Source organism: Nocardioides sp. W7, assembly GCF_022919075.1.
Taxonomy (GTDB): Bacteria; Actinomycetota; Actinomycetes; order Propionibacteriales; family Nocardioidaceae; genus Nocardioides.
The window spans coordinates 1,907,293-1,927,923 of the sequence record NZ_CP095078.1 but is presented as its reverse complement, the minus strand read 5'-3'; the positions used below and the strand labels follow the sequence as shown (position 1 = coordinate 1,927,923).

Genomic DNA, 20,631 nt, shown 5'->3' with positions numbered 1-20,631 from the left:
CGCTCAGGCCTCAGCCGGCGGCGAGCCGGGCCAGGGCCTTGCGGACCACGGCCGGGTCGGTGGTGGTCCACATCGGCGGCAGGCTGGACTTGAGGAAGCCGCCGTAGCGAGCGGTCGCCAGCCGAGGATCGAGGACGGCGACGACGCCGCGGTCGGAGGTGGTGCGGATCAGTCGACCGGCGCCCTGCGCCATCAGCAGCGCGGCGTGCGTGGCGGCGACCTGCATGAACCCGTTGCCGCCGGCCTTGTCGGCCGCCCGCTGGCGCGCCGACATCAGCGGGTCGTCGGGACGCGGGAAGGGGATCCGGTCGATGAGCACCAGCTGGCAGGTCTCGCCCGGCACGTCGAGGCCCTGCCACAGCGACAAGGTGCCGAACAGGCAGGTGTGCGGGTCGGCGACGAACTGCTTCGCCAGCTCGGGCAGCTGGGCGTCGCCCTGGGCGAGCGTGGTCAGGTGCGGCAGCCGCTCGCGGACCACCTCTGCGGCGGCCTCGGCGGCCCGCCGCGACGAGAACAGCCCGAGCGTGCGCCCCTCGGCCGCGTCGACCAGCTCGACGATCTCGTCGAGCTGGGCCTTGACCAGGCCGTCGCGGCCGGGCGGCGGCAGGTGGCGCGCGACGTACAGGATGCCCTGCTGCCCGTAGTCGAACGGCGAGCCGACGTCGATGCCGCGCCACGGCAGGCCGCTGCCGGCGGCGTGCGCGTCGGCGGGCGCGCCCTCCAGGACCCGCTCACTGGCCTTGAGCCCGACACCGGTGGCCACTGCGCCGAAGTCGCCGCCGAGCATCAGGGTCGCCGAGGTCATCACGACCGTCTTGTCGGTCAGCAGCTTGTCGCGCATCGTGCCCCAGACCTGGAGCGGCGCGACGCAGAGCCGCGGCGGGAGCCGCTCGGAGCCCTCGGTCAGCCAGAGCACGTCGGCGTCGGAGCCGGACGCCATCCGTTCGGCGGTCGCGAACACCTCCTGCACCGCGCCCCGGGCCTGGGTGCGACCGGCGTCGGGGTCGCCGTCCTTGTCGGGCTTGGGGTACGCCGAGTAGCAGGCGCGCGCGGCGTCGCGCACCAGCGCCAGGGCGTCGGAGAGCTGCTCGGGCAGCTGCTCGAACCGGCCCGGGCTGGCCTCCCCCATCGCCGCCCGCAGCGCGTCGGCGGCATCGGCGAGGTCGTCGGCCTCCGAGCCGTCGACGTGGCGCTGGGAGCGACGGGCCGAGCGCTCGACCTCGGCCGCCCAGAGCTCGTCGGTGGCGGCCTGGGTGACCCGGGCGGTCAGCTCGTGCGCCTCGTCGACCACGACGACGTCGTAGTCGGGGATCATCGGCACCCCCTCGATCGCGTCGATCGCGAGCAGCGAGTGGTTGGTGACGATCAGGTGCGAGCGGTGCGCCTTCTCCTTGGCGAGCTCGGCGAAGCACTCCTGGCCGAACGGGCACTTGGCGGCGCCGAGGCACTCCCGGTGGTTGACGCTGACCTGGCGCCACTCCTTGTCGGTGTGGCGCGGGGCGTGGTCGCGCTCGCCGCTGCCGCCGTCCTCGGCCGCCTTCTCCGCCCAGGCCCGCAGCTCCAGGATCTTGGCGCCCATCGACCCCTCGGGCATCTGCACCAGCGCGCCCTGCTCGTCCGGGACGCCCTCGCGGACCCGGTGCAGGCAGGCGTAGTTGGAGCGGCCCTTGAGCACGGCGTACGACGTGTCGACACCCGGCACGCCCTTGACCGCCTCGGCCAGTCGCGGCAGGTCGCGCTCGACCAGCTGGTGCTGAAGGGCGAGCGTCGCGGTGGCGATCACGACCCGCTCGCGGTGCAGCAGGCTGGGCACGAGGTAACCGAGCGACTTGCCGGTGCCGGTGCCGGCCTGGACCAGCAGGTGACGCTCGTCGGTCATCGCGGCGGCAACCGCCTCGGCCATCGCGACCTGGCCGGAACGCTCCTGACCGCCCAGCGCCTGGACGGCGGCGGACAGCACCTGCGTCACGGCGGGGGTCTCGGGCACCCGAGCACCCTAGACGTCTCCGCCGACCGCCGAGGCGCCTGTCCCCAGGCCCCCGACGCGGCCGGGTCAGAAGCGGACGTGCTCGAGGTACAGGTGGCCGACCGCGGCGCTGGTGAGCGGGCTGACGTCGGGAGTGTCGTTCTCGACGATGTACTCCTCGGCGGTATGGCGGCGGAAGATCCGCGGGAAGTCCACGACGCCGGTGCCGAGGTCGCACATGTCCCCCGTGGCCTCGTCCCGGTCCTTGACGTGGAACTGGCGTACCTCCTGCGGCGCCCTGCGGATCACGTCGATCGCGAACCGGTCCGGGTCGGCCGCACCGACCCCGATGCCGCCGGTGTAGACCCAGTAGAGGTCGATCTCCAGGTGCACCAGCCGCGGGTCGAGCCGCTCGGTGAGCACTTCCCACGGCGTCACCCCGCCACCGAGGTCCGTTGTGAACTCGTGGGCGTGGTTGTGGTAGCCGTAGCGCAGGCCGTACCGACGGGCGAGCGCCGCCTCGGCGTTCATCCGGTCCGCCCAGCCCTGCCACTCGGCCAGGCTGCTGGAGGCCAGGAAGGGTACGACGACGTACCGCTGTCCGAGGGTCGCGGCGTTCTCGAGCTTGGTGCGCAGCGCGGTGGCGTCGGCGCTGATGCCGTCGTGGCTCGACGAGGCCCGGATGCCCAGCCCGTCGAGGAAGTCGCGGAGCTGGGCAGCGGTGCGGCCGTAGTAGCCGGCGAGCTCCACCTTCTCGTAGCCGTACTGCGCGAGCCGCTCCAGTACGGCGTCGAAGCCCGGCGTGCCGCCGAGCGCCGCCCGGAGCGTGTAGAGCTGGATGCTGATCCGGTCGTGGGGTACGCCGTGCGGGCGGCCGCCCCCGTGCCGGCCGCCCGCGACCGCCGGAGAGGCGAGCCCGGATCCAGCAGCGGCGACCCCAGCGGCGCCGAGGGCCGCACCCCGGAACAGCGAGCGGCGGCTCGCGCCCTTCTCCTCGAGCGAGCGGCGCAGGGCGCCCTCGCCGTCATAGCCGAAGCACATGCGATTGTCCTTCCCGAGATTCCTGGTGCGACCCGGGCCGGCGGCCCGGGCTGGAGCTGGATGACCGACTCAGTCGTCCGTGGCGAACGCGGCGTCGAAGGCCGCCGTAGGAGCGTCGAAGGCCAGCCGGCGCACGAAGGCCAGCGCCTCGGGCGCACCGAGCAGCCGGTCCATGCCGGCGTCCTCCCACTCGATGGAGATCGGCCCGTCGTACCCGATCGTGTTGAGCATCCGGAAGCACTGCTCCCACGGCACGTCGCCGTGGCCGGTCGACACGAAGTCCCAGCCGCGGCGCGGGTCGGCCCACGGCAGGTGCGAGCCGAGCCGGCCGTTGCGGCCGTTGCCCGTCTGCCGCTTCGCGTCCTTGCAGTCCACGTGGTAGATCCGGTCGGCGAAGTCCCACAGGAAGCCGACCGGGTCCAGGTCCTGCCACACGAAGTGCGAGGGGTCCCAGTTCAGCCCGAACGCCTCGCGATGCCCGATCGCCTCCATCGCGGCCTTCGTCGTCCAGTAGTCGTAGGCGATCTCGGAGGGGTGCACCTCGTGGGCGAACCGAACCCCGCACTCGTCGAACACGTCGAGGATCGGGTGCCAGCGGTCGGCGAAGTCGCGGTAGCCGGCAGCGACCATCTCCTCGGTGGCCGGCGGGAACATCGCGACGTACTTCCAGATCGAGGAGCCGGTGAACCCGACGACGGTGCGTACGCCGAGCCGCTGCGCGGCGCGCGCCGTCATCTTCATCTCCTCCGCCGCCCGCTGCCGCACCCCCTCGGCGTCGCCGTCGCCCCAGATCCGCGCCGGCAGGATCGCCTGGTGCCGGGCGTCGATCGGGTCGTCGCAGACCGCCTGGCCCTTCAGGTGGTTGGAGATCGCGAACACCTGCAGGCCGTGCCGCTCGAGCAGGTCCAGCTTTCCCTGCACGTACGCGTCGTCCTCGGCGGCCTGCCAGGGGTCGAGGTGGTCGCCCCAGCAGGCGATCTCGAGGCCGTCGTACCCCCAGTCGGCGGCCAGGCGGACCACCTCCTCGAAGGGCAGGTCGGCCCACTGGCCGGTGAACAGGGTGATCGGTCGGGTCATGTCGGGACCTCCTGCCAGGTGCGGGTGTCGGAGCTGGTCTCGACGGCGGCGAGCACCCGCTGCACCTGCAGGCCGTCGGCGAAGGTCGGCGCCGGGTCCGTGTCCTCGGCGATCGCGGTCACCAGGTCGACGACCTGGTGGGTGAAGCCGTGCTCGTAGCCGAGCCCGTGACCGGCCGGCCACCAGGCGTCGACGTACGGGTGGCCGGGCTCGGTCACCAGGATCCGTCGGAAACCGGCGGTCTCGGCGGGCTCGTCGGCGTCGTACAGCTCCAGGACGTTCATGTCCTCGAAGTCGAAGGCCAGCGACCCGGCGGAGCCGTTGAGCTCGATCCGGATGGAGTTCTTGCGGCCGGTGGCGAACCGGGTCGCCTCGAAGACGCCGAGCGCCCCACCCGCGAAGCGGGCGATGAAGACGGCCGCATCGTCGACGGTCACCGGGCCGCGCTCGGCGGTGGCCGTGCCGGAGAGGCCGGCGCCCACCGCCACCAGCGGCCGCTCCTTGACGAAGGTCTCCAGCTGACCGGAGACCTCGCGGACCCGGTCTCCGGTCAGGTACTGGGTCAGGTCGATGATGTGGGCGCCGATGTCCCCGAGCGCCCCGGACCCGGCCAGCTGCTTGTCGAGCCGCCAGGTCAACGGCGCCTCCGGATCGGCGATCCAGTCCTGGAGATAGTGCGCCCGGACGTGTCGGATCTCCCCGATCCGACCCTCCGCGACCAGGCGGCGGGCCAGCGCGATCGCCGGCACCCGGCGGTAGGTGAAGCCGACCATCGAGCGGACACCCCGGGCGGCGGCGGTCTCGGCGGCCGCCGCCATCTCCTCGGCCTCGGCCACCGTGTTGGCCAACGGCTTCTCGCACAGCACGTGCTTGCCGGCGGCCAGCGCCGCGATCGCGATCTCCGCGTGGGTGTCCCCCGGGGTGCACACGTCGACGAGGTCGATGTCGTCACGAGCCACCACGGCCCGCCAGTCGGCGGCGCTCTCGGCCCAGCCCAGCCGGTCGGCCGCCGCGGCCGCCCGGTCGGCGTCCCGGCCGACGGCGACCCTCATCACCGGGTCCAGGGCGAGGTCGAAGAACCGGGGTGCGCTGCGCCAGGCCTGCGAGTGGGCGGCACCCATGAAGGCGTGGCCGATCATCGCGACGGCGAGCGCGGGGCGAGGGGAGGTCAACGTCGTCTCTCTTTCCGAAGCGGTCGACGGATCCCGCGGGCCCGCCCGGGGAGAGTCGGGCGGGCCTGCGGGAGACGGGTCAGGACTCGAAGGCGGTGTCGATGAACTGGTCGACGTTCTCGGCCGTCACGACCGGTGCGTAGAGCTGCACCGTGCGCGGGACCTCGACCTCGACGAGGTCGCTCATCGACTTCCCCTGGACGAGCAGTCGAGCGAGCTTGATGCCGTCGGCCGCCTGCGTGGACGGGTAGATGACCGTGGCCTTCAGCACGCCGTCGTCGGCCTGGATCGAGCGCATCGCGTTCGCCGAGCCGGCGCCGCCGACCATGAAGAACTCGTCGCGCCCGGCGTTCTCGATCGCGGCGAGTACGCCGACGCCCTGGTCGTCGTCGTGGTTCCAGAGCGCGTCGATCTTCGGGGCCGCCTGCAGCAGGTTGGCCGCTGCCTCCTCGCCGCCCTCGACGGTGAAGTCGGCCGCCACCCGGTTGTCCACGTCCAGGCCGCACTCGCCCAGCGCGTCCTCGAAGCCCTGGCTGCGGTCCTGGGTCAGGGGCAGCGAGTCGATCCCGGCGATCTCCGCGACCACCGCGTCCGGGGTGTCGGCGAGCTGCGAGCACACGTAGGTGCCGGCCGAGACGCCCATGCCGTAGTTGTCGCCCAGGACGGTCACCCGTGCCGCGTTCGGGTCGTCGAACTCGCGGTCGACGTTGATGACCGGGATCCCGGCCTCCATCGCCTTCAGCGCCACCGGCGTCATCGCGGCGCCGTCGAAGGGCAGCAGCACGATCGCGTCGACCTTGTCGTTGATGAAGGTCTCGACCTGGCTGATCTGCAGGTTGACGTCGTTGGTGCCCTCGGCGACCCGCAGGTCGACGTCGTCGTACTGGTCCGCGACCTTGCGGGCGGACTCGGTGATCGAGCCCATCCAGCCGTGGTCGGCGGCCGGGGCCGAGAATCCGATGACGACGGTGTCGCCGGGCTCGTCGTTGGAGCCCTGCTCGGCTGCGGAGGTGCCGCCGCCCAGGTCCTCCTCGTCGTCGCCGGACTCGTTGCTCGTGCACGCCGCGAGGGCGAGCACCGTCACGCCGGCGAGCAGGCCGGCTCCGAACTTCGTGTGCGTGGGTCGCAGGGACATCGTGGGCTGCTCCTTGAACTGAGGGTGGCGCTACTGGGGAGGTGTCGACGCGGGAGGCGTCAGGTGCTGCTCCGAGACGCCAGCCGCTGCTGGAGCAGGACGGCGGCGACGATGATGGCTCCCTTGAGGAGCGACTGCTCCGAGAAGGAGCGGTTGTTGAGGGTGAAGACGTTGGTCAGCGTCGTGAAGATCAGCACCCCGATCACGGTGCCGACGATGGTGCCGCGACCGCCGGAGAGGAGAGTTCCGCCGATGACGACCGCCGCGATCGCGTCCAGCTCGTAGAGACCACCGTGCGTGGAGCTGCCGGTCGTGGTGCGCGAGATGATCATCAGCGCCGCGATGCCGCAGCAGACCCCCAGCAGCACGTAGAGGTAGACCGTGTGCCGCTTGACGTTGATGCCGGCCAGGCGGGCGGCCTCGGGGTTCCCGCCGACCGCGAGGGTACGACGCCCGAACGTCGTGCGGTTGAGGAGCACCCAGCCGGCCGCCGCGACCAGCACGAACAGGATCACGATGAACGGGATGCCGAGGATCTCCCGGGTGAAGAACTCCTGGAAGCCCGGCACGTCGACGATCTGGGTCTTGCGGTCCGAGATGATCTCGGCGAGGCCGCGGGCGCTGGCCAGCATCGCCAGCGTGGCGATGAAGGGCACCACCCCGCCGTAGGAGATCAGCAGGCCGTTGACCACGCCGCACCCGCCGCCCACCGCGAGCGCGGCGAGCACCATCACGGTCCAGTGCGTGTCGTTGGCCAGTTCCTGGGTGGCCACCGTGGTGCACCACACCGAGGACAGGGCCAGGATCGCGCCGACCGACAGGTCGATGCCGCCGCCCGTGATCACGAACGTCATGCCGATGCTGACCACGCCGATGGTCGCGGCCAGCCGCAGGATCGTGAGCACGTTGTCGGTCGAGGCGAAGCGGTCCCCCGCGGTCGCCACCCCCACCACGCAGAGCAGCAGCAGCGCGATCACCAGGCCGAGGTTGCGGCCCAGGCTGGTGCGCAGCACCGCCAGCACGGGGTTGTCGGTCCGGGTGGTCTCCAGAGCGGCCTGCTCGACCCGGGCGGTGCTCTCGGTCATGCGACCTTCCCTTCCATGACCAGGTCCAGGACCCGGGACTCGTCGATCTCCTCGGCCGGGGACTCGTGCACGACCACGCCCTCGCGGACCACCAGCACCCGGTCGGCGAGGCCGAGCACCTCCTCGACCTCGCTGGAGACCACGACGACCGCGACGCCGGAGTCCGCGAGCCGCCGGACCAGCTGGTAGATCTCGCTGCGCGCCCCCACGTCGACACCGCGGGTGGGCTCGTCGAGCAGCAGCACCCGGCACTCGCGCAGCAGCCACCGCGCGAGCACCACCTTCTGCTGGTTGCCGCCGGACAGGGTTCGCACGGCTCGCTCCACGCCGGCGGGGCGTACGTCGAGGGAGCGGGTCAGCTCCTCGGAGCGCTTCCGCTCGGCTGCGGAGCGGAGGAAGCCGGCCCGGGCGAACCGGTTCAGCGAGGAGAGCGTGATGTTGCGGTACACGGCCTGGTCGAGCAGCAGGCCCTGGCTCTTGCGCTCCTCGGGGGCCAGGCCGACCCCGGCCCGGACCGCGGACTCGACCGAGCCGCGACGCAGCCGCTTGCCGTCCACGCTCACCGTGCCGGCCGAGGCCCGACGGGCGCCGTACAGCGTCTCGAGGATCTCGGAGCGGCCCGCGCCGACGAGTCCGGCCAGGCCGACGATCTCACCGCTGTGCACGGTCAGGTCGACGCCTCGGAAGACCCGGTCGTGGGCCAGACCCCGGACCTCCAGCACCGGCTCGCCGCGATCACGCGGCGTCTCGGGACGGGGCGGGAAGACGTACTCGATCGAGCGACCGGTCATCAGCTGGATCAGCCGGCTGGTCGGGGTCTCCTCGACCCAGAGCCCGGTGCCGACCGTGATGCCGTCCTTCAGCACGGTGATCCGGTCGCCGATCGCCCGGATCTCCTCCAGTCGGTGGGAGATGTAGACGATCGCGACGCCCTCGGCGGTGAGCCCGCGGATCACCCGGAAGAGATTGTCGACCTCGCCCTGGTCGAGCACGGCCGACGGCTCGTCGAGGACCAGCAGCCGGGTGTCGTGGGAGAGCGCGCGGGCCATGCTGACGATCTGCTGGCTCGCCGGCGAGAGGCTGCCGACCGAGCGGGTCGGCGAGATCTCGCTGTGGCCGAGCCGGGCGAGCAGCTCGCGGACGACGGTGTTGGTGCGGGCGCGCTGCGTCAGGCCGCCGCGCGAGAGCTCGTGACCGAGGAAGATGTTCTCCGCGACACTGAGATCGGGGACCAGGTCGAGCTCCTGGTAGATCGTGGAGATGCCGACCCGGATCGCCGCCATCGGGGACCCCAGCGAGACCTCCTCGCCGTCCCAGGTGATGGTGCCCTCGTCCGGCTGGTACGCCGCGGCCAGCACCTTGATCAGCGTTGACTTGCCGGCGCCGTTCTGGCCCAGGAGGCAGTGCACCTCGCCCGCCCGGACGTCCAGATCGACGCCGCCGAGGGCCCGGACGCCCGGGAACTCCTTGACGATGCCGCTCATCTGGAGCAGCGGGCGATCGGTCATGTGCACCTCGTCCACACCGTGCCGGACGAGTGACGTCCGTCACTCGTGGGCGTCAAGGTAGGCCGACGAGCGACGTTAGATCAAGAGGTGATGGCGAAAGTTCGCAAATTCGTGTGCAAACTTTTGCAGTCGACTGGACAAAGTCGGAGAGTCTCAGGCGAGCGACTCCGGGGCGTAGACCGAGTCGCTGATCAGCCGGGCCGCACCGACGACGCCGCCCTCGTCGCCCATCTCGCTGAGCACGATGGGCAGGCTGCCCGTGGCGAGCGAGAGGGACCGCCCGTAGGTGACCCCGCGGATCTCCGCGAGGAACGGGTGCCCCAGCCCGGTCACCCCGCCGCCGATGACGATCATCTCGGGGTTGAAGAACGACACCAGGGTCGCGAGGACCTGGCCCACCCGGCGACCGCTCTCCCGGATCAGCTGCACGGCGGGCGCGTCGCCCCGCTGCACGGCCAGGCCCACGTCGGCCGCGGTCAGGGCGCCGCTGGCCGCCAGCGCCTCGGCCAGGAAGACCGATCGACCGGCGCGGGCGACCACCGTCGCGTCGCGGGCCAGTGCCGCGCCACCGGCGTACGCCTCCAGGCAGCCGATGTTGCCGCAGGCGCAGGTCGGGCCGTCGTCGGCGACCCGGATGTGCCCGATGTCGCCCGCGCAGCCGTCGACGCCGCGGTAGAGCTCGCCGTCGATCACGATGCCGCAGCCGATGCCGGTGCCGATCTTGACGAACAGGAAGTCCCGCGCGCTGCGCGCCACCCCGGCGTGCTGCTCACCGATCGCGAGCAGGTTCACGTCGTTGTCGAGCAGGGCCGGGCAGCCGAGCTCGCGCGAGACGGCGTCGCGCACCGGGTAGCCGTCCCAGCCGGGCATGATCGGCGGCGTCACCGGCTGACCGCGGTCGAAGTCCACCGGACCGGGTACGCCGATCCCCGCGCCCGCGGGTCGCTCCACACCGAGCTCGTCGAGCACCTCTCGGACCCCGGCCAGCGCGATCCCGAGGACCTCCTCGGGACCCTGGCGGATGTCGCAGCCCAGCTGCCGGGTGGCCAGGGTGGTGAGCCGGCCGTCGGTGACGCCCACCGTCATGCCGGTCGCCCCGATGGCGATGCCGACGAAGTGGATGTCCTCGGCCAGGTCCACCATCGTCGAGCGCCGGCCGCCCCGCGAGGCCGCCGGCCCCGCCTCCTGGGCCAGGCCGAGCTCGAGCAGCCGGGCGACCTCGGCGGCCACGGTGGTCCGGGACACCTGCAGCCGGTCGGCGAGCTGCGCCTTCGACAGCGGGCCCTCGTCCCGGAGCCGGGTCAGCAACCGGGCCTGGATGGCGCTCTCCGCCCGACCCGCCAACGAATGACGCACGCGCAGATCCTCGCACGGCGTTACGGGAGGAGTGCCCCGATCCGCTCGGCCAGCTCGTCGGCGACGTGGTCGCCGAGCTCGCGGTGGCCGGCTTCGGTGAGGTGCAGCCGGTCGTCGAGGTAGGACAGCTCCAGCCCCGCGGTGGAGATGTACGTCGCGCCGTGCGCGGCGCTCAGCCGGGCCAGCAGTGCGTCGAGCGCCGGCACCCGCCGGGCCCGTGAGGGGGCCGGGGCCGGTCCGACGACGACCAGCTCGCGGTCCCCGACGGCGCGGACCAGCCGCTCGAAGCCGAGGGTGATCGCGGCCGGGGTCTGGTCCCAGTCGTTGAGGCCGCCCTCGACCACGACGAGCCGGGCGCCGGAGCGGCGTACCGCCTCCGGGGTGCGGGTCGCGAAGGAGACGGCGCCGCACGGGCTCGCGGTCCGGCTGAAGCCGGAGCCGGAGAACCCGGCGACGTGCACCCGACCGGACAGCCGGCTCGGCCAGGAGTCGGCGGGCCGGTCCAGGCCGAGGCCGGCGGCGTAGGAGTCGCCGACGACCAGCACGTCGACGCCCGAGCCGGTCACCTCCGCCGCACGGGCGGCCGACTGGTCCGCGAACCGGTCGCACCGGGTGTCGTCGGCACCGGCACGGGCCGTGACCGACCCGACGGCGAGGGTCGCCATCAGGGCGACGACCAGCACCAGCACGCGCGCGCGGGTCGATCCCGCAACCCCCCGGAGGACCACCCCGCAATTCTGCTGCCGGCGGCCCCAGGACCGGTATGGCCCAGGTGGGCTACCCGGGGGCTACGCGGTGCTCAGCCGGTGACGAGGAAGTCCGCGAGCTCGCCGGCGAGCGCCTCGCTGGCGCGACCGGTGACCCGGGTGCCGTCGGCGGTGTGCTCCAGGCTGCCGATCTCGCCCTGCTGGTGGATCTTGTTGACGAGGTCGCCGCGGGCGTACGGCACCAGCGCGTCGAACTCCACCGACGGCCGGGGCAGCTCGCCCTCGACCAGCGCGATCGCCTCGGCGATGCCCTCGCCCGTCTTGGCCGAGACCACGATGCTGTGCGGCTCGCGCTGGCGGATCCGGGCGAGCACCAGCGGGTCGGCGGCGTCGGCCTTGTTGATCACGATGATCTCCGGCACGCCGCTCGCGTCGATCTCGGCGAACACCTCACGCACCGCCGTGATCTGGCCCTCGGGGTCGGGGTGCGAGCCGTCGACCACGTGCAGGATCAGGTCGGCGTCGGCGACCTCCTCCAGCGTGCTCCGGAACGCCTCCACCAGCTGGTGGGGCAGGTGCCGGACGAAGCCGACGGTGTCGCTCATCGTGTAGACGCGGCCGTCGGCGGTGGTGGTACGACGCGTGGTCGGGTCGAGCGTCGCGAACAGCGAGTCCTCGACCAGGACGCCGGCGCCGGTGAGCCGGTTGAGCAGCGAGGACTTGCCCGCGTTGGTGTAGCCCGCGATGGCGACGGCGGGGATCTGGTGGCGCCTGCGCTCCTGCCGCTTGGTCTCGCGGGTGCCCTTCATCTCCTTCAGCTCGCGGCGGAGCTTGGCGATCTTGGTGTTGATCCGGCGGCGGTCGGTCTCGATCTTGGTCTCACCGGGACCGCGACCGCCGATGCCGGCACCGCCGGCGACCCGGCCACCGGCCTGGCGGGACAGGTTGCCGCCCCAGCCGCGCAGCCGCTGCTTCATGTAGTTGAGCTGGGCCAGCTCGGTCTGGGCCTGCGCCTCACCGGAGCGGGCGTGCTGGGCGAAGATGTCGAGGATCAGCGCGGTCCGGTCGACGACCTTGACCTTCAGCTTGTCCTCGAGGTTGCGCAGCTGGCTGGGCGCGAGCTCGCCGTCGCAGATGACGGTGTCGGCGCCGGTCGCCTGCACGATCTCGGCGATGCCGTCGACCTTGCCGCGGCCGACGTACGTCGCGGGATCGGGAGTCTGGCGGCGCTGGTAGATCGCCTCGAGCACCTCGGAGCCGGCGGTCTCGGCGAGCAGGGCCAGCTCGGCCATGGAGTTCTCGGCGTCCTCGGTCGTGCCCTCGGTCCAGACCCCGACCAGGACGACGCGCTCGAGCCGGAGCTGGCGGTACTCGACCTCGCTGATGTCCTCGAGCTCGGTGCTCAGGCTCGCGACCCGCCGGAGCTGGTGGCGCTCGGCGAGCTCCATCGCCCCCACGGTGGGTTCGTCCTCGGGGTCGGGCGCGCTCAGGTCGGGCTCGTCGTACCCCGACTCGACGTCGTCGTCCTCCCAGTCGGAGGTCGAGTCGAGCTCGTGGTCAAGGTTGAAGTCAGATGCGTTCGTCATACGCCTTCCAGAGTAGGTCCCCTACCTCAACCCGCGCGAACGGTTAACTAATCCCGTGCTCCCTCCCCTCCCCGCCGGGATCCGACTGCTCGGCCTCACCGGTGCTCCCGGGGTCGGCAAGTCGACCCTCGCCACGGCACTCGAGCTGCCGGTGGTGCCGATGGACGGCTTCCACTACGCCGACGTCGAGCTGGTCCGGCGCGGCCTGCTCGAGCGCAAGGGCGCGCCGGAGACGTTCGACGCCGAGGGGTACGCCGCGCTGCTGCGGCGGGTGCGGTCCGGGGAGCCCGAGGTGGTCGCGCCGGTGTTCGAGCGGGGCCTCGAGCAGCCGCTGGCCGGAGCGCTGCGGGTGCCTCCGGTCGGCACCGTGGTCACCGAGGGGAACTACCTGCTGCTCGACCAGCCGCGGTGGCTCGCGGTGCGCGCGGAGATCGAGGTGGTGTGGCACCTGCAGGTGGATGCCTCGATCCGGGTCGAGCGGCTCGTCGCCCGGCACGTGCGCTTCGGCAAGTCGCCCGCCGAGGCGCGGGCCTGGGTGAGGCGGGTGGACGAGGCGAATGCGCGCCTGGTCGACGCGGCCGCGTCGCGGGCCGATTCGGTGGTGGATCTCTCCGGCTGGACTCCTGGGTCCTAGTCAGGCTCGCCTCGCTGGCCGGGCTCCGCCGCGAACCGCCCCGGCGTGAGCCCGGTCGCGGTGCGGAAGTCGCGGGAGAAGTGCGCCTGGTCGGAGTAGCCGAGCTCGACCGCGACCCGGGCGAGGTCGGGCCCCTCCCCCGCCCGCAACAGCTCGGCGGCCTCGTGCAGCCGGCGCCGCTGGACCAGCCACTTCGGCGTCAGCCCGAGCCGGCTGCGGGTCAACCGCTGCAGGGTGCGCTCGGTGAGTGCGAACTTCTCGCACACCTGGCTCACCCGCTGGACCCGCGGGTCGCCCTCGACGTACTCGACGACCGCGTTGGCCAGCAGCCCCTCCTCGTCGACCGGCAGCAGCCCGGCTAGGGCCGCCTCGACGACGCGGACCCCGGCCCGCTGCCGATCGGGATCGAGCGGGTCGTCGCCGACGGCCTCCCGGACGCCCGCCTCGAGCGCCGCGCCGTCGAGGCCGCCCGCCTCGGTCAGCGGGACCGCCGTGTCGGTGAGCCGGTCCACCGCCCCGCCGGCGAGCGCCCGACCGGCCGCGGGCTGGAGCATCGTGCCGAGCGCCCAGCCGTCGCCGGCCAGCGCCTGCACCGACAGCCCCCGCTGCGGCCCCACGAGCAGGCCGTAGTCGGCGGAGACGACCAGCAGGCAGACGGGGTACTGCAGGACCCGCTGCTCGCTGACCCGGCCCGCGGGCAGCGACCAGACCGGCATCCAGTAGCGGCGCACGACGTCGACCAGCTCGACGCTCGGCGCGAACCGGAAGATGGGCGGGGTGTAGCCCTCGGCGTCGAGCAGGTGGGCACGCTCGGTCGGGTCGATCCGGCGTGGCTCCTGCATATGTCGGATTCTTGCAAGAACCACCGACACCGCGCGACGACGCTGGACCCCATGACCACGACCACGCACCCTCAGATCCAGCAGTACCTCGACAACGCGGCCCTCTTCACCGAGGTCGTCGACGCCGGCGGCCCCTGGGACGCCACCAGCCCCTGCGCCGGGTGGAGCGCCCGCGACGTGCTCGACCACGTGGTCGAGACGCAGCGGTCCTTCCTCGCCCAGCGCGAGCTCGACCTCGGCCCGGCTCCCACGGGCGAGCCGGCCGAGGTGTGGCGGACCCACCTGGACGCCGTACGCCGGGTCGTCGCCGACGACGACCTGGTCAGCCGCGAGTACGACGGCTACTTCGGCCGCACCACGATCGCCGCCACCCTCGCGACGTTCTACGGCTTCGACCTGCTCGTGCACCGCTGGGACCTGGCCCGCGGGCTGGGCCGCGACACGACCTTCAGCGACGCCGAGCTGGAGACGATCGAGACCGCGCTCGCGGGCTTCGGCGAGCACCTGTACGACGACGGTGTCTGCGCCCCCGCCGTACCCGTCCCCGACGACGCGCCGCGCCAGACCCGCCTGCTCGCGCAGATGGGCCGGCGCGGATAGCCGGGTCGCCGGGTCGCCGGGTCGCCGGGGTAGTCCGTCACACCAGCGGGGTCGAGTCCGCCGAAAGTCCCCCTGGTGTGACGGAGTATCCCGACGATCGACTACTTCGGCGGCATCCGGATGCCGCCGTCGACGCGGATCGTCTCGGCGTTCATGTAGGAGTTGGTCAGGCACTCCAGCACCATCGAGGCGAGCTCGTCGGCGGTGCCGAGCCGCTTCGGGAAGAGCACGCTCTCACCGAGCTTGGCCTTGAACGCCTCCGACTCGGGGCCCTCGCCGTAGATCGGGGTCTCGATCAGGCCCGGGGCGACGGTGTTGACGCGGATCGCGGCGGCCGACAGGTCGCGGGCGACGGGCAGGGTCATGCCGACGACACCACCCTTCGAGGCGGAGTACGACGCCTGCCCGATCTGGCCGTCGAACGCCGCGACGCTCGCCAGGTTGACGATCGCGCCGCGGTCGCCGGACTCGGTCGGCTCCTGGGTGCTCATCACGGTCGCGGCCTGGCGGACCATGTCGAAGGTGCCGATCAGGTTGATCGCGATCACCTTGGTGAACGCGGCGAGGTCGTGCGCCGACTCCAGCTGGCCGTCGCGGCCGATGGTGCGCTGCGCCCAGCCGATGCCGGCGGAGTTGACCACCGAGCGTAGCGGCGCGATCTCGGCCGCCGCCTTCACGGCCGCGCCGATCTGCTCGGTGTTCGTCACGTCGACCAGGGCGAAGACGCCGCCGATCTCCTGGGCGAGCGCCTCGCCCTTGTCGGCCTGCAGGTCGGCGACGACGACGATCGCGCCCCGCGCGGCGAGCTGGCGGGCGACCGCGGCGCCGATGCCCGACGCCCCGCCCGTGACGATGGCACTGGTTCCCTTGATGTCCATGGGTCGGAGCATAGCGATTGCGACAGCGTCGCTGTCACGGTTCGGGACCTGGATCGGCAGGCCGTCGTACTTCTCGGGGAGAGCCTGACGTTCTCGGCCGTGGTGATCCCCGCGGACATCCCCTACAGCGAGGTCACTCCCCGCGCGACGACCACCGCGGGCCCCGTCAGGAGCACCCGGTTGGCGGCGGTCCAGGTCACGGTGAGCGTGCCGCCGGGGACGTCGACGGTGTACGCCGTGTCGGTGGCGGGCGCGTCGTCCCCGGAGCCGACGACCCCGTCGCGGATCGCGGCGGCGACCATCACCGCGCAGGCGCCGGTGCCGCAGGACCGGGTCTCGCCCGAGCCGCGCTCGTGCACCCGCATCGCGACGTGCCGCTCACCCCGGTCGACGACGAACTCGACGTTGACGCCGTGCGGGTAGACCGCCGGGTCGTGGTCCGGTGCCTCGAGGAGCGGCCCGGCGTCGTCGAGCGAGGTCACGAACGCCACTGCGTGCGGGTTGCCCAGGTCGACGTGGCGCGCCGTCCAGGCGGACGGCCCCACCGACACCGGGGTCTCCCCCAGCACCCGCGGGACGCCCATGTCGGCGGTCACCAGGTCGCCGTCGACCTGCAGCACCTTGATGCCGTCGCGGGTGCCAACCGGGATGGGCGCGGACGGGTCGGCCAGTCCCTCCTCCACCAGGTGGCGGGCGAAGACCCGGATGCCGTTGCCGCACATCTCCGAGACCGAGCCGTCGGAGTTGCGGTAGTCCATGAACCACTCGGCCGCGCCCTCCGGGACGTACGACGCCGCCTCGGCGTACGACGCCGTCCGCACGACCCGGAGCACCCCGTCACCGCCGATGCCGGCCCGTCGGTCGCACAGCGCGCGCACCCGCGCGGGGTCGAGATCGCCGTGCACGCTGCCGTCGTGATCGGGCAGCAGCACGAAGTCGTTCTCGGTGCCGTGGCCCTTCAGGAACTCGTAGGTGTCAGGCATAGAGACCCTTGGCGTAGGTCTCGGGCGAGTAGTACGCGTCGAGCTGCTCGAGGGTCATCCCGTTCGGCTCGATCTCCTGGGTGACCAGCGCGCGGCGCGGCACCTTCCCCTCCGGGTCCCAGGTCTCGGGCTGCCACAGCCCGGAGCGCAGGAACGCCTTGGCGCAGTGGAAGAACAGCTCGTCGATCTCGACGACCACGGCCAGGATCGGCCGGTGGCCCTTCACGACCATCTCGTCGAAGAACGGCGCGTCGCCGACCAGCCGGGCGCGTCCGTTGACGCGCAGGGTGTCGCCTCGGCCGGGGATGAAGAAGTTCAGCCCGACGTGGGGGTTCTGCAGGATGTTCTGGTAGCCGTCGGCACGCCTGTTGCCGGGTCGCTCGGCCAGCGCGATCGTCGTGTCGTCGATGACGTGCACCAGCGACCCGGGCGGGTCGCCCTTCGGGGAGGCGTCACACTCGCCGGTCGCCGCGGCCGTCGCCAGCACGCAGAACGGCGAAGCGGCCAGCCAGTCGCGGTCGACCGGCAGCAGGGCCCGGCGGGTCTTGTCGCGGGCCCGGTCGCTCGGGACCCCGAGCAGGTCGACGAGCGCGCCGACGGTGGTGATCTCGGTCCAGGCGGCAGCGGTCGACACCCCCCAGACGATACGTGGGGGCGCCGACCGCCGCGCGTCACTTCCGGGGCTTGACCACTCCGGCCGCGCCGCCACCGCGCCGAACCGGCTCGGCCACCGCGATCAGGCGGCGGCCGCGGATCCCGATCGCCGTCGCCGCGCCGATCTCGGCCGCGCTGGTGAACGCGTCACCCGCGGGCACCAGGGTGTGGCCGTACGCCGTCAGCGCGTCGCCGTACCGCTGCAGGAACGCCGGCTCGGCCGTCACGTTGGCGGTGTTGCGCTGCGCGGCCCGCGGGGCGGCGATGGCCTGCGGCAGGCTCATGCCGAGGTCGAGCCGGTTGACCAGCATCTGCAGCACCGTCGTGATGATGGTCGAGCCACCGGGTGAGCCGAGCGCGAGGACCGGCTTGCCCCGCTTGGTCACGATCGTCGGCGACATCGACGAGCGCGGGCGCTTGCCGGGCTGGATCCGGTTCGGGTCGTCGGCGACGTACTCGGTGGAGAAGTCGGTCAGCTCGTTGTTGAGCAGGAACCCGCGCCCCGGCACGACGATCCCGGAGCCACCGGTCTGCTCGATGGTGAGCGTGTACTCGACGACGTTGCCCCACTTGTCGACCACGGTGAGGTTGGTCGTCGAGACGTTCTCGGTGTCCTCGGCCGACGCGGCCGTCCTGGGCGCCGCGGCGCACTTCCCGTCGTACGACCGCACGTCACCCGCCGCGGTCGGCTTGGCCATCGCCCGCGCCGGGTCGATCGCGCAGGCCCGCTCGCGGGCGTACTTCTGGCTCAGCAGGTGCCGGATCGGGACCTTGGTGAACCGCGGGTCGCCGACGTACTTGCCCCGGTCGGCGAACGCGAGCGCGCTGGCCTCCAGGTAGTGGTGCAGCGCGGCGGGCCGGGCGAGCTCGCCCAGGTCGGTGCCCTCGAGGATGTTCAGCGCCTCGCCGACCGTGGAGCCGCCGCTGGACGACGGCGGCATGCCGTGCACCTGGTAGCCGCGGTAGGCGACCTTGGTGGCCCGGCCATCGACGGTGCGGTAGCGCTTCAGGTCGCGGGCGGTCAGGTAGCCCCGCGGCACCGGGAGCGTGGTGTCGCGGGTCTTCGGGGGCTTGCGGACGGTGCGGGCGATCTGCCGGGCCAGAGCCCCCTCGTAGAACGCGTCGGTGCCGCGCCGGGCGAGGAGCCGGTAGGTCTCGGCGAGGTCGCGGTTGCGGAAGGTCGAGCCGATCCGCGGGGCGTCCCCGCCTCGGAGGAAGAGCCGCTTGGTGGACCGGAAGGCGTTGAACCGGACCTCGTTGTCGAGCGTCTGCTGGCGGAAGGTCCGGTCCACCCGGAAGCCCTTGCGGGCGATCCGGGTCGCCGGGGCGAGCGTCTCGGCCAGCGACCAGGTGCCCCAGCGGTCCAGGGCGCGCTGCCAGGTGGCGGGCGTGCCGGGCACGCCGACCGAGACGCCGCTCGTCACCAGGTCGGGAGTGAAGGTGTAGGGGTCGCCCGTCGTCGGGTTGATGAACGCGTCGCGCGGCATCGCCTTCGGGGCGGTCTCGCGGCCGTCGATGGTGCGGACCCTGCCGGACTTGGCGTCGTACACGACGAAGTAGCCACCGCCTCCGATGCCGGCGCTGTACGGCTCGGTGACCCCGAGCGCGGCCGCCGTCGCGACGGCGGCGTCGACGGCGTTGCCACCGGCCTTGAGGACCCGCAGGCCGACGCGGGTGGCGTAGGGATCGACCGACGAGACGGCGCCGCCGGAGCCGCGGGCGGTGGGTTTCTTCGGCGGGGCCGCCCCGGCGGGAGCTGCGCTGCTCACGGCCAGGGTGGCCGCGGGCAGGGCGAGGGCGAGCAGGACGGCTGGGACGCGCCGAAGGTGCATGGGTTTTCCTCCCGAGCGGGGTGGTCGCCGCTCCGGTACCCGATCAGCGCGGACCCACGACCTCGTAGCGCGCGCAGAGGAACGCGCCGTTGACGCCGTGCTCGACCAGCTTCAGGTCGAACGGCTGCGTGAACAGCGGCCGCCCGGCGCCGAGGGTGACCGGCGCGATCGAGAGCACGATCTCGTCGAGCAGCCCGGCGGCCGCGAACTGCGCCGCCAGGTCACCGCCGCCGACGACCCACAGGTCCTTCTTCCCCGCTGCCTCGGCCATCTCGGCGTGGATCGCGCGCACGTCGCCCTGGGCGAACCGGACGTCGGCCCCCTCGATGCCCGGCAGGTCGGCGTGGGTCAGCACCCAGGCCGGCATGTCGTAGTACCAGGCCTCGCCGGTCTTCTCGAGGTGGTCGCGGACCCACTCGTACGTCGTGCGCCCCATCACGATCGCGCCGACGTCGCGGATGAAGTCGTCGTAGTTCATCGCGCCGCCCTCGTCCTGGGGCTGGGTGAGCAGCCAGTCGAGGCCGTCCTGCGCGTCGGCGATGAACCCGTCGATCGTGGTGGCGGTGTAGAAGGTGGTCGTCACGGTTGTCCTCCGGTCCGTCGCTGAAGCCAGGTGATGGGATCGCCCTCCGGCCAGGCCGCAGCCGCGCCGAGCAGGTGCCGGGCCAGCAGGCGCCGGTGGGCGGAGTAGGTCAGCACGTGCGCGAGCACGCTGGCGAGCACGAAGCTCTCGGGCGGCTCGCACAGCGCGTCGACGAGTCGGTCGCCCCAGGCTCGGCGGCGGTCCACGTCCCGGACCATCGCCAGCCAGCGCGGCGCCACGGCGTCGTGCCGCTCCAGCAGGGCCGGCACGTCGTCGGCACCCGGCGGCGGGACGTCGCGCCCCTCGATCGAGGCGAGCCAGAGCTCCTTGGTGCCGACCAGGTGGCCGAGCAGCTGGGCGAGCGACTCGTCGGGGCCGTCGAAACCGAGTGGGGCGTGGCCGGGCAGCCGGGCGTCGCGGTAGGCGTGCTCGTCGAGACCCTTGGCCAGCTCCAGCAGCTCGCGGGTGTCGTCGAGGTCGTGCTCGACCAGCAGCGCGCTCACCTCACCGGCCGCCGGGCGGGCCGTCCCCTCGACCCAGAGCGAGGTGGGCGGATGGAAGTGGATGCCGTTCGGGGCCGGCAGCCAGTGCGGTCCGGCGTCCCGCGGGACGGACCCGGGCGGCTCGCCGTACGCCCGCTGGAACGCGCGGCTGAACCCCTCGACGCTCTCGTAGCCCGCGGCGAAGGCTGCGTCGGTGACCGAGCTGCCCTGCCGCAGCTGCCAGGCGGCCCGTTCCAGCATCACCCGACGTCGCATCGCCACCGGCGGCTCACCGGCGCCCCGGCTGAGCTGGCGGCTGAAGTGGTACGGCGACGCGTACGCCCCGCCCGCCATCTCCTCCAGCGTGCGATGGTCCTCGTCGAGGACCGCGTCGAGCAGCTCCCGCAGCCGGTCCCGCCCGGCACCCGTCTCGGTCATGGCTCCAGTCTCGCGCCGATCGACCGGTCGGCGCCCGACCGATCTTGCTCCGATGAGTTCGGAGGCCGGTCC

General features: G+C 72.7%; 19 protein-coding genes. 2 read left to right on the top strand and 17 right to left on the bottom strand.

Annotation, left to right across the window (positions count from 1 at the left end):
- Positions 1 to 10: 10 nt before the first annotated feature.
- The 10 genes from MUB56_RS09120 to hflX form a co-directional block, all read right to left on the bottom strand.
- A complete protein-coding gene (locus MUB56_RS09120; RefSeq protein WP_244931580.1) occupies positions 11 to 1,987 on the bottom strand; it encodes an ATP-dependent DNA helicase in 1,977 nt (658 codons plus the stop codon).
- Positions 1,988 to 2,053: 66 nt separating this feature from the next.
- A complete protein-coding gene (locus tag MUB56_RS09115) occupies positions 2,054 to 3,007 on the bottom strand; it encodes a sugar phosphate isomerase/epimerase (RefSeq protein WP_244931579.1) in 954 nt (317 codons plus the stop codon).
- Positions 3,008 to 3,076: 69 nt separating this feature from the next.
- Positions 3,077 to 4,084, bottom strand: coding sequence for a sugar phosphate isomerase/epimerase family protein (locus tag MUB56_RS09110; protein ID WP_244931578.1), 1,008 nt, complete (start codon positions 4,082 to 4,084; stop codon positions 3,077 to 3,079).
- The gene (locus tag MUB56_RS09105; protein WP_244931577.1) at positions 4,081 to 5,256 is read right to left on the bottom strand and encodes a Gfo/Idh/MocA family oxidoreductase; all 1,176 of its coding nucleotides are present in this window, start codon (positions 5,254 to 5,256) and stop codon (positions 4,081 to 4,083) included. The genes MUB56_RS09110 and MUB56_RS09105 overlap by 4 nt, the downstream gene beginning before the upstream one ends.
- A gap of 79 nt (positions 5,257 to 5,335) precedes the next feature.
- Entirely contained in the window at positions 5,336 to 6,391 is a 1,056-nt protein-coding gene (locus tag MUB56_RS09100) for a substrate-binding domain-containing protein (protein ID WP_244931576.1), read from the bottom strand.
- Between the two features lie 59 nt (positions 6,392 to 6,450).
- Positions 6,451 to 7,476 carry an ABC transporter permease gene (locus tag MUB56_RS09095; RefSeq protein ID WP_244931575.1) on the bottom strand — a complete coding sequence of 342 codons (1,026 nt, stop codon included), beginning with the start codon at positions 7,474 to 7,476 and terminating at the stop codon, positions 6,451 to 6,453.
- Positions 7,473 to 8,984 carry a sugar ABC transporter ATP-binding protein gene (locus MUB56_RS09090; RefSeq protein ID WP_244931574.1) on the bottom strand — a complete coding sequence of 504 codons (1,512 nt, stop codon included), beginning with the start codon at positions 8,982 to 8,984 and terminating at the stop codon, positions 7,473 to 7,475. The genes MUB56_RS09095 and MUB56_RS09090 overlap by 4 nt, the downstream gene beginning before the upstream one ends.
- 153 nt (positions 8,985 to 9,137) lie before the next feature.
- The gene (locus MUB56_RS09085; protein WP_244931573.1) at positions 9,138 to 10,340 is read right to left on the bottom strand and encodes an ROK family transcriptional regulator; all 1,203 of its coding nucleotides are present in this window, start codon (positions 10,338 to 10,340) and stop codon (positions 9,138 to 9,140) included.
- A gap of 20 nt (positions 10,341 to 10,360) precedes the next feature.
- Positions 10,361 to 11,068: an SGNH/GDSL hydrolase family protein gene (locus MUB56_RS09080; protein WP_244931572.1), complete on the bottom strand. Its 708-nt coding sequence runs from the start codon at positions 11,066 to 11,068 to the stop codon at positions 10,361 to 10,363.
- A 71-nt stretch (positions 11,069 to 11,139) separates the two neighbouring features.
- Positions 11,140 to 12,633, bottom strand: coding sequence for a GTPase HflX (gene hflX, locus MUB56_RS09075; protein ID WP_244931571.1), 1,494 nt, complete (start codon positions 12,631 to 12,633; stop codon positions 11,140 to 11,142).
- 55 nt (positions 12,634 to 12,688) lie between these two features.
- Between hflX and MUB56_RS09070 the strand changes: the two genes are divergently transcribed.
- Positions 12,689 to 13,267 (top strand): nucleoside/nucleotide kinase family protein, encoded by a 579-nt coding sequence (locus tag MUB56_RS09070; protein ID WP_244931570.1) that lies wholly within the window; start codon positions 12,689 to 12,691, stop codon positions 13,265 to 13,267.
- Here MUB56_RS09070 and MUB56_RS09065 read toward each other — a convergent pair.
- Positions 13,264 to 14,109: a helix-turn-helix domain-containing protein gene (locus tag MUB56_RS09065; RefSeq protein WP_244931569.1), complete on the bottom strand. Its 846-nt coding sequence runs from the start codon at positions 14,107 to 14,109 to the stop codon at positions 13,264 to 13,266. The two genes, MUB56_RS09070 and MUB56_RS09065, sit on opposite strands and share 4 nt — an antisense overlap.
- 51 nt (positions 14,110 to 14,160) lie before the next feature.
- On the opposite strand from MUB56_RS09065, the gene MUB56_RS09060 reads away from it, so the two are divergent.
- Positions 14,161 to 14,709: a TIGR03086 family metal-binding protein gene (locus MUB56_RS09060; protein WP_244931568.1), complete on the top strand. Its 549-nt coding sequence runs from the start codon at positions 14,161 to 14,163 to the stop codon at positions 14,707 to 14,709.
- Between the two features lie 101 nt (positions 14,710 to 14,810).
- Here MUB56_RS09060 and MUB56_RS09055 read toward each other — a convergent pair whose 3' ends face one another.
- The 6 genes from MUB56_RS09055 to MUB56_RS09030 form a co-directional block, all read right to left on the bottom strand.
- Positions 14,811 to 15,587 (bottom strand): SDR family NAD(P)-dependent oxidoreductase, encoded by a 777-nt coding sequence (locus tag MUB56_RS09055; RefSeq protein WP_244931567.1) that lies wholly within the window; start codon positions 15,585 to 15,587, stop codon positions 14,811 to 14,813.
- A gap of 122 nt (positions 15,588 to 15,709) precedes the next feature.
- Complete coding sequence (gene dapF / locus MUB56_RS09050) at positions 15,710 to 16,570, bottom strand: diaminopimelate epimerase (protein WP_244931566.1); 861 nt, start codon at positions 16,568 to 16,570, stop codon at positions 15,710 to 15,712.
- Entirely contained in the window at positions 16,563 to 17,204 is a 642-nt protein-coding gene (locus MUB56_RS09045) for a pyridoxamine 5'-phosphate oxidase family protein (RefSeq protein ID WP_244931565.1), read from the bottom strand. The genes dapF and MUB56_RS09045 overlap by 8 nt, the downstream gene beginning before the upstream one ends.
- A gap of 37 nt (positions 17,205 to 17,241) precedes the next feature.
- Entirely contained in the window at positions 17,242 to 19,056 is a 1,815-nt protein-coding gene (gene ggt / locus MUB56_RS09040) for a gamma-glutamyltransferase (protein WP_244931564.1), read from the bottom strand.
- A gap of 43 nt (positions 19,057 to 19,099) precedes the next feature.
- Positions 19,100 to 19,639, bottom strand: a complete 540-nt coding sequence (locus tag MUB56_RS09035) for a dihydrofolate reductase family protein (protein ID WP_244931563.1) — start codon at positions 19,637 to 19,639, stop codon at positions 19,100 to 19,102.
- A complete protein-coding gene (locus MUB56_RS09030) occupies positions 19,636 to 20,559 on the bottom strand; it encodes a helix-turn-helix domain-containing protein (RefSeq protein WP_244931562.1) in 924 nt (307 codons plus the stop codon). Before MUB56_RS09030 ends, MUB56_RS09035 begins: the two co-directional genes overlap by 4 nt.
- Between the last annotated feature and the right edge of the window lie 72 nt (positions 20,560 to 20,631).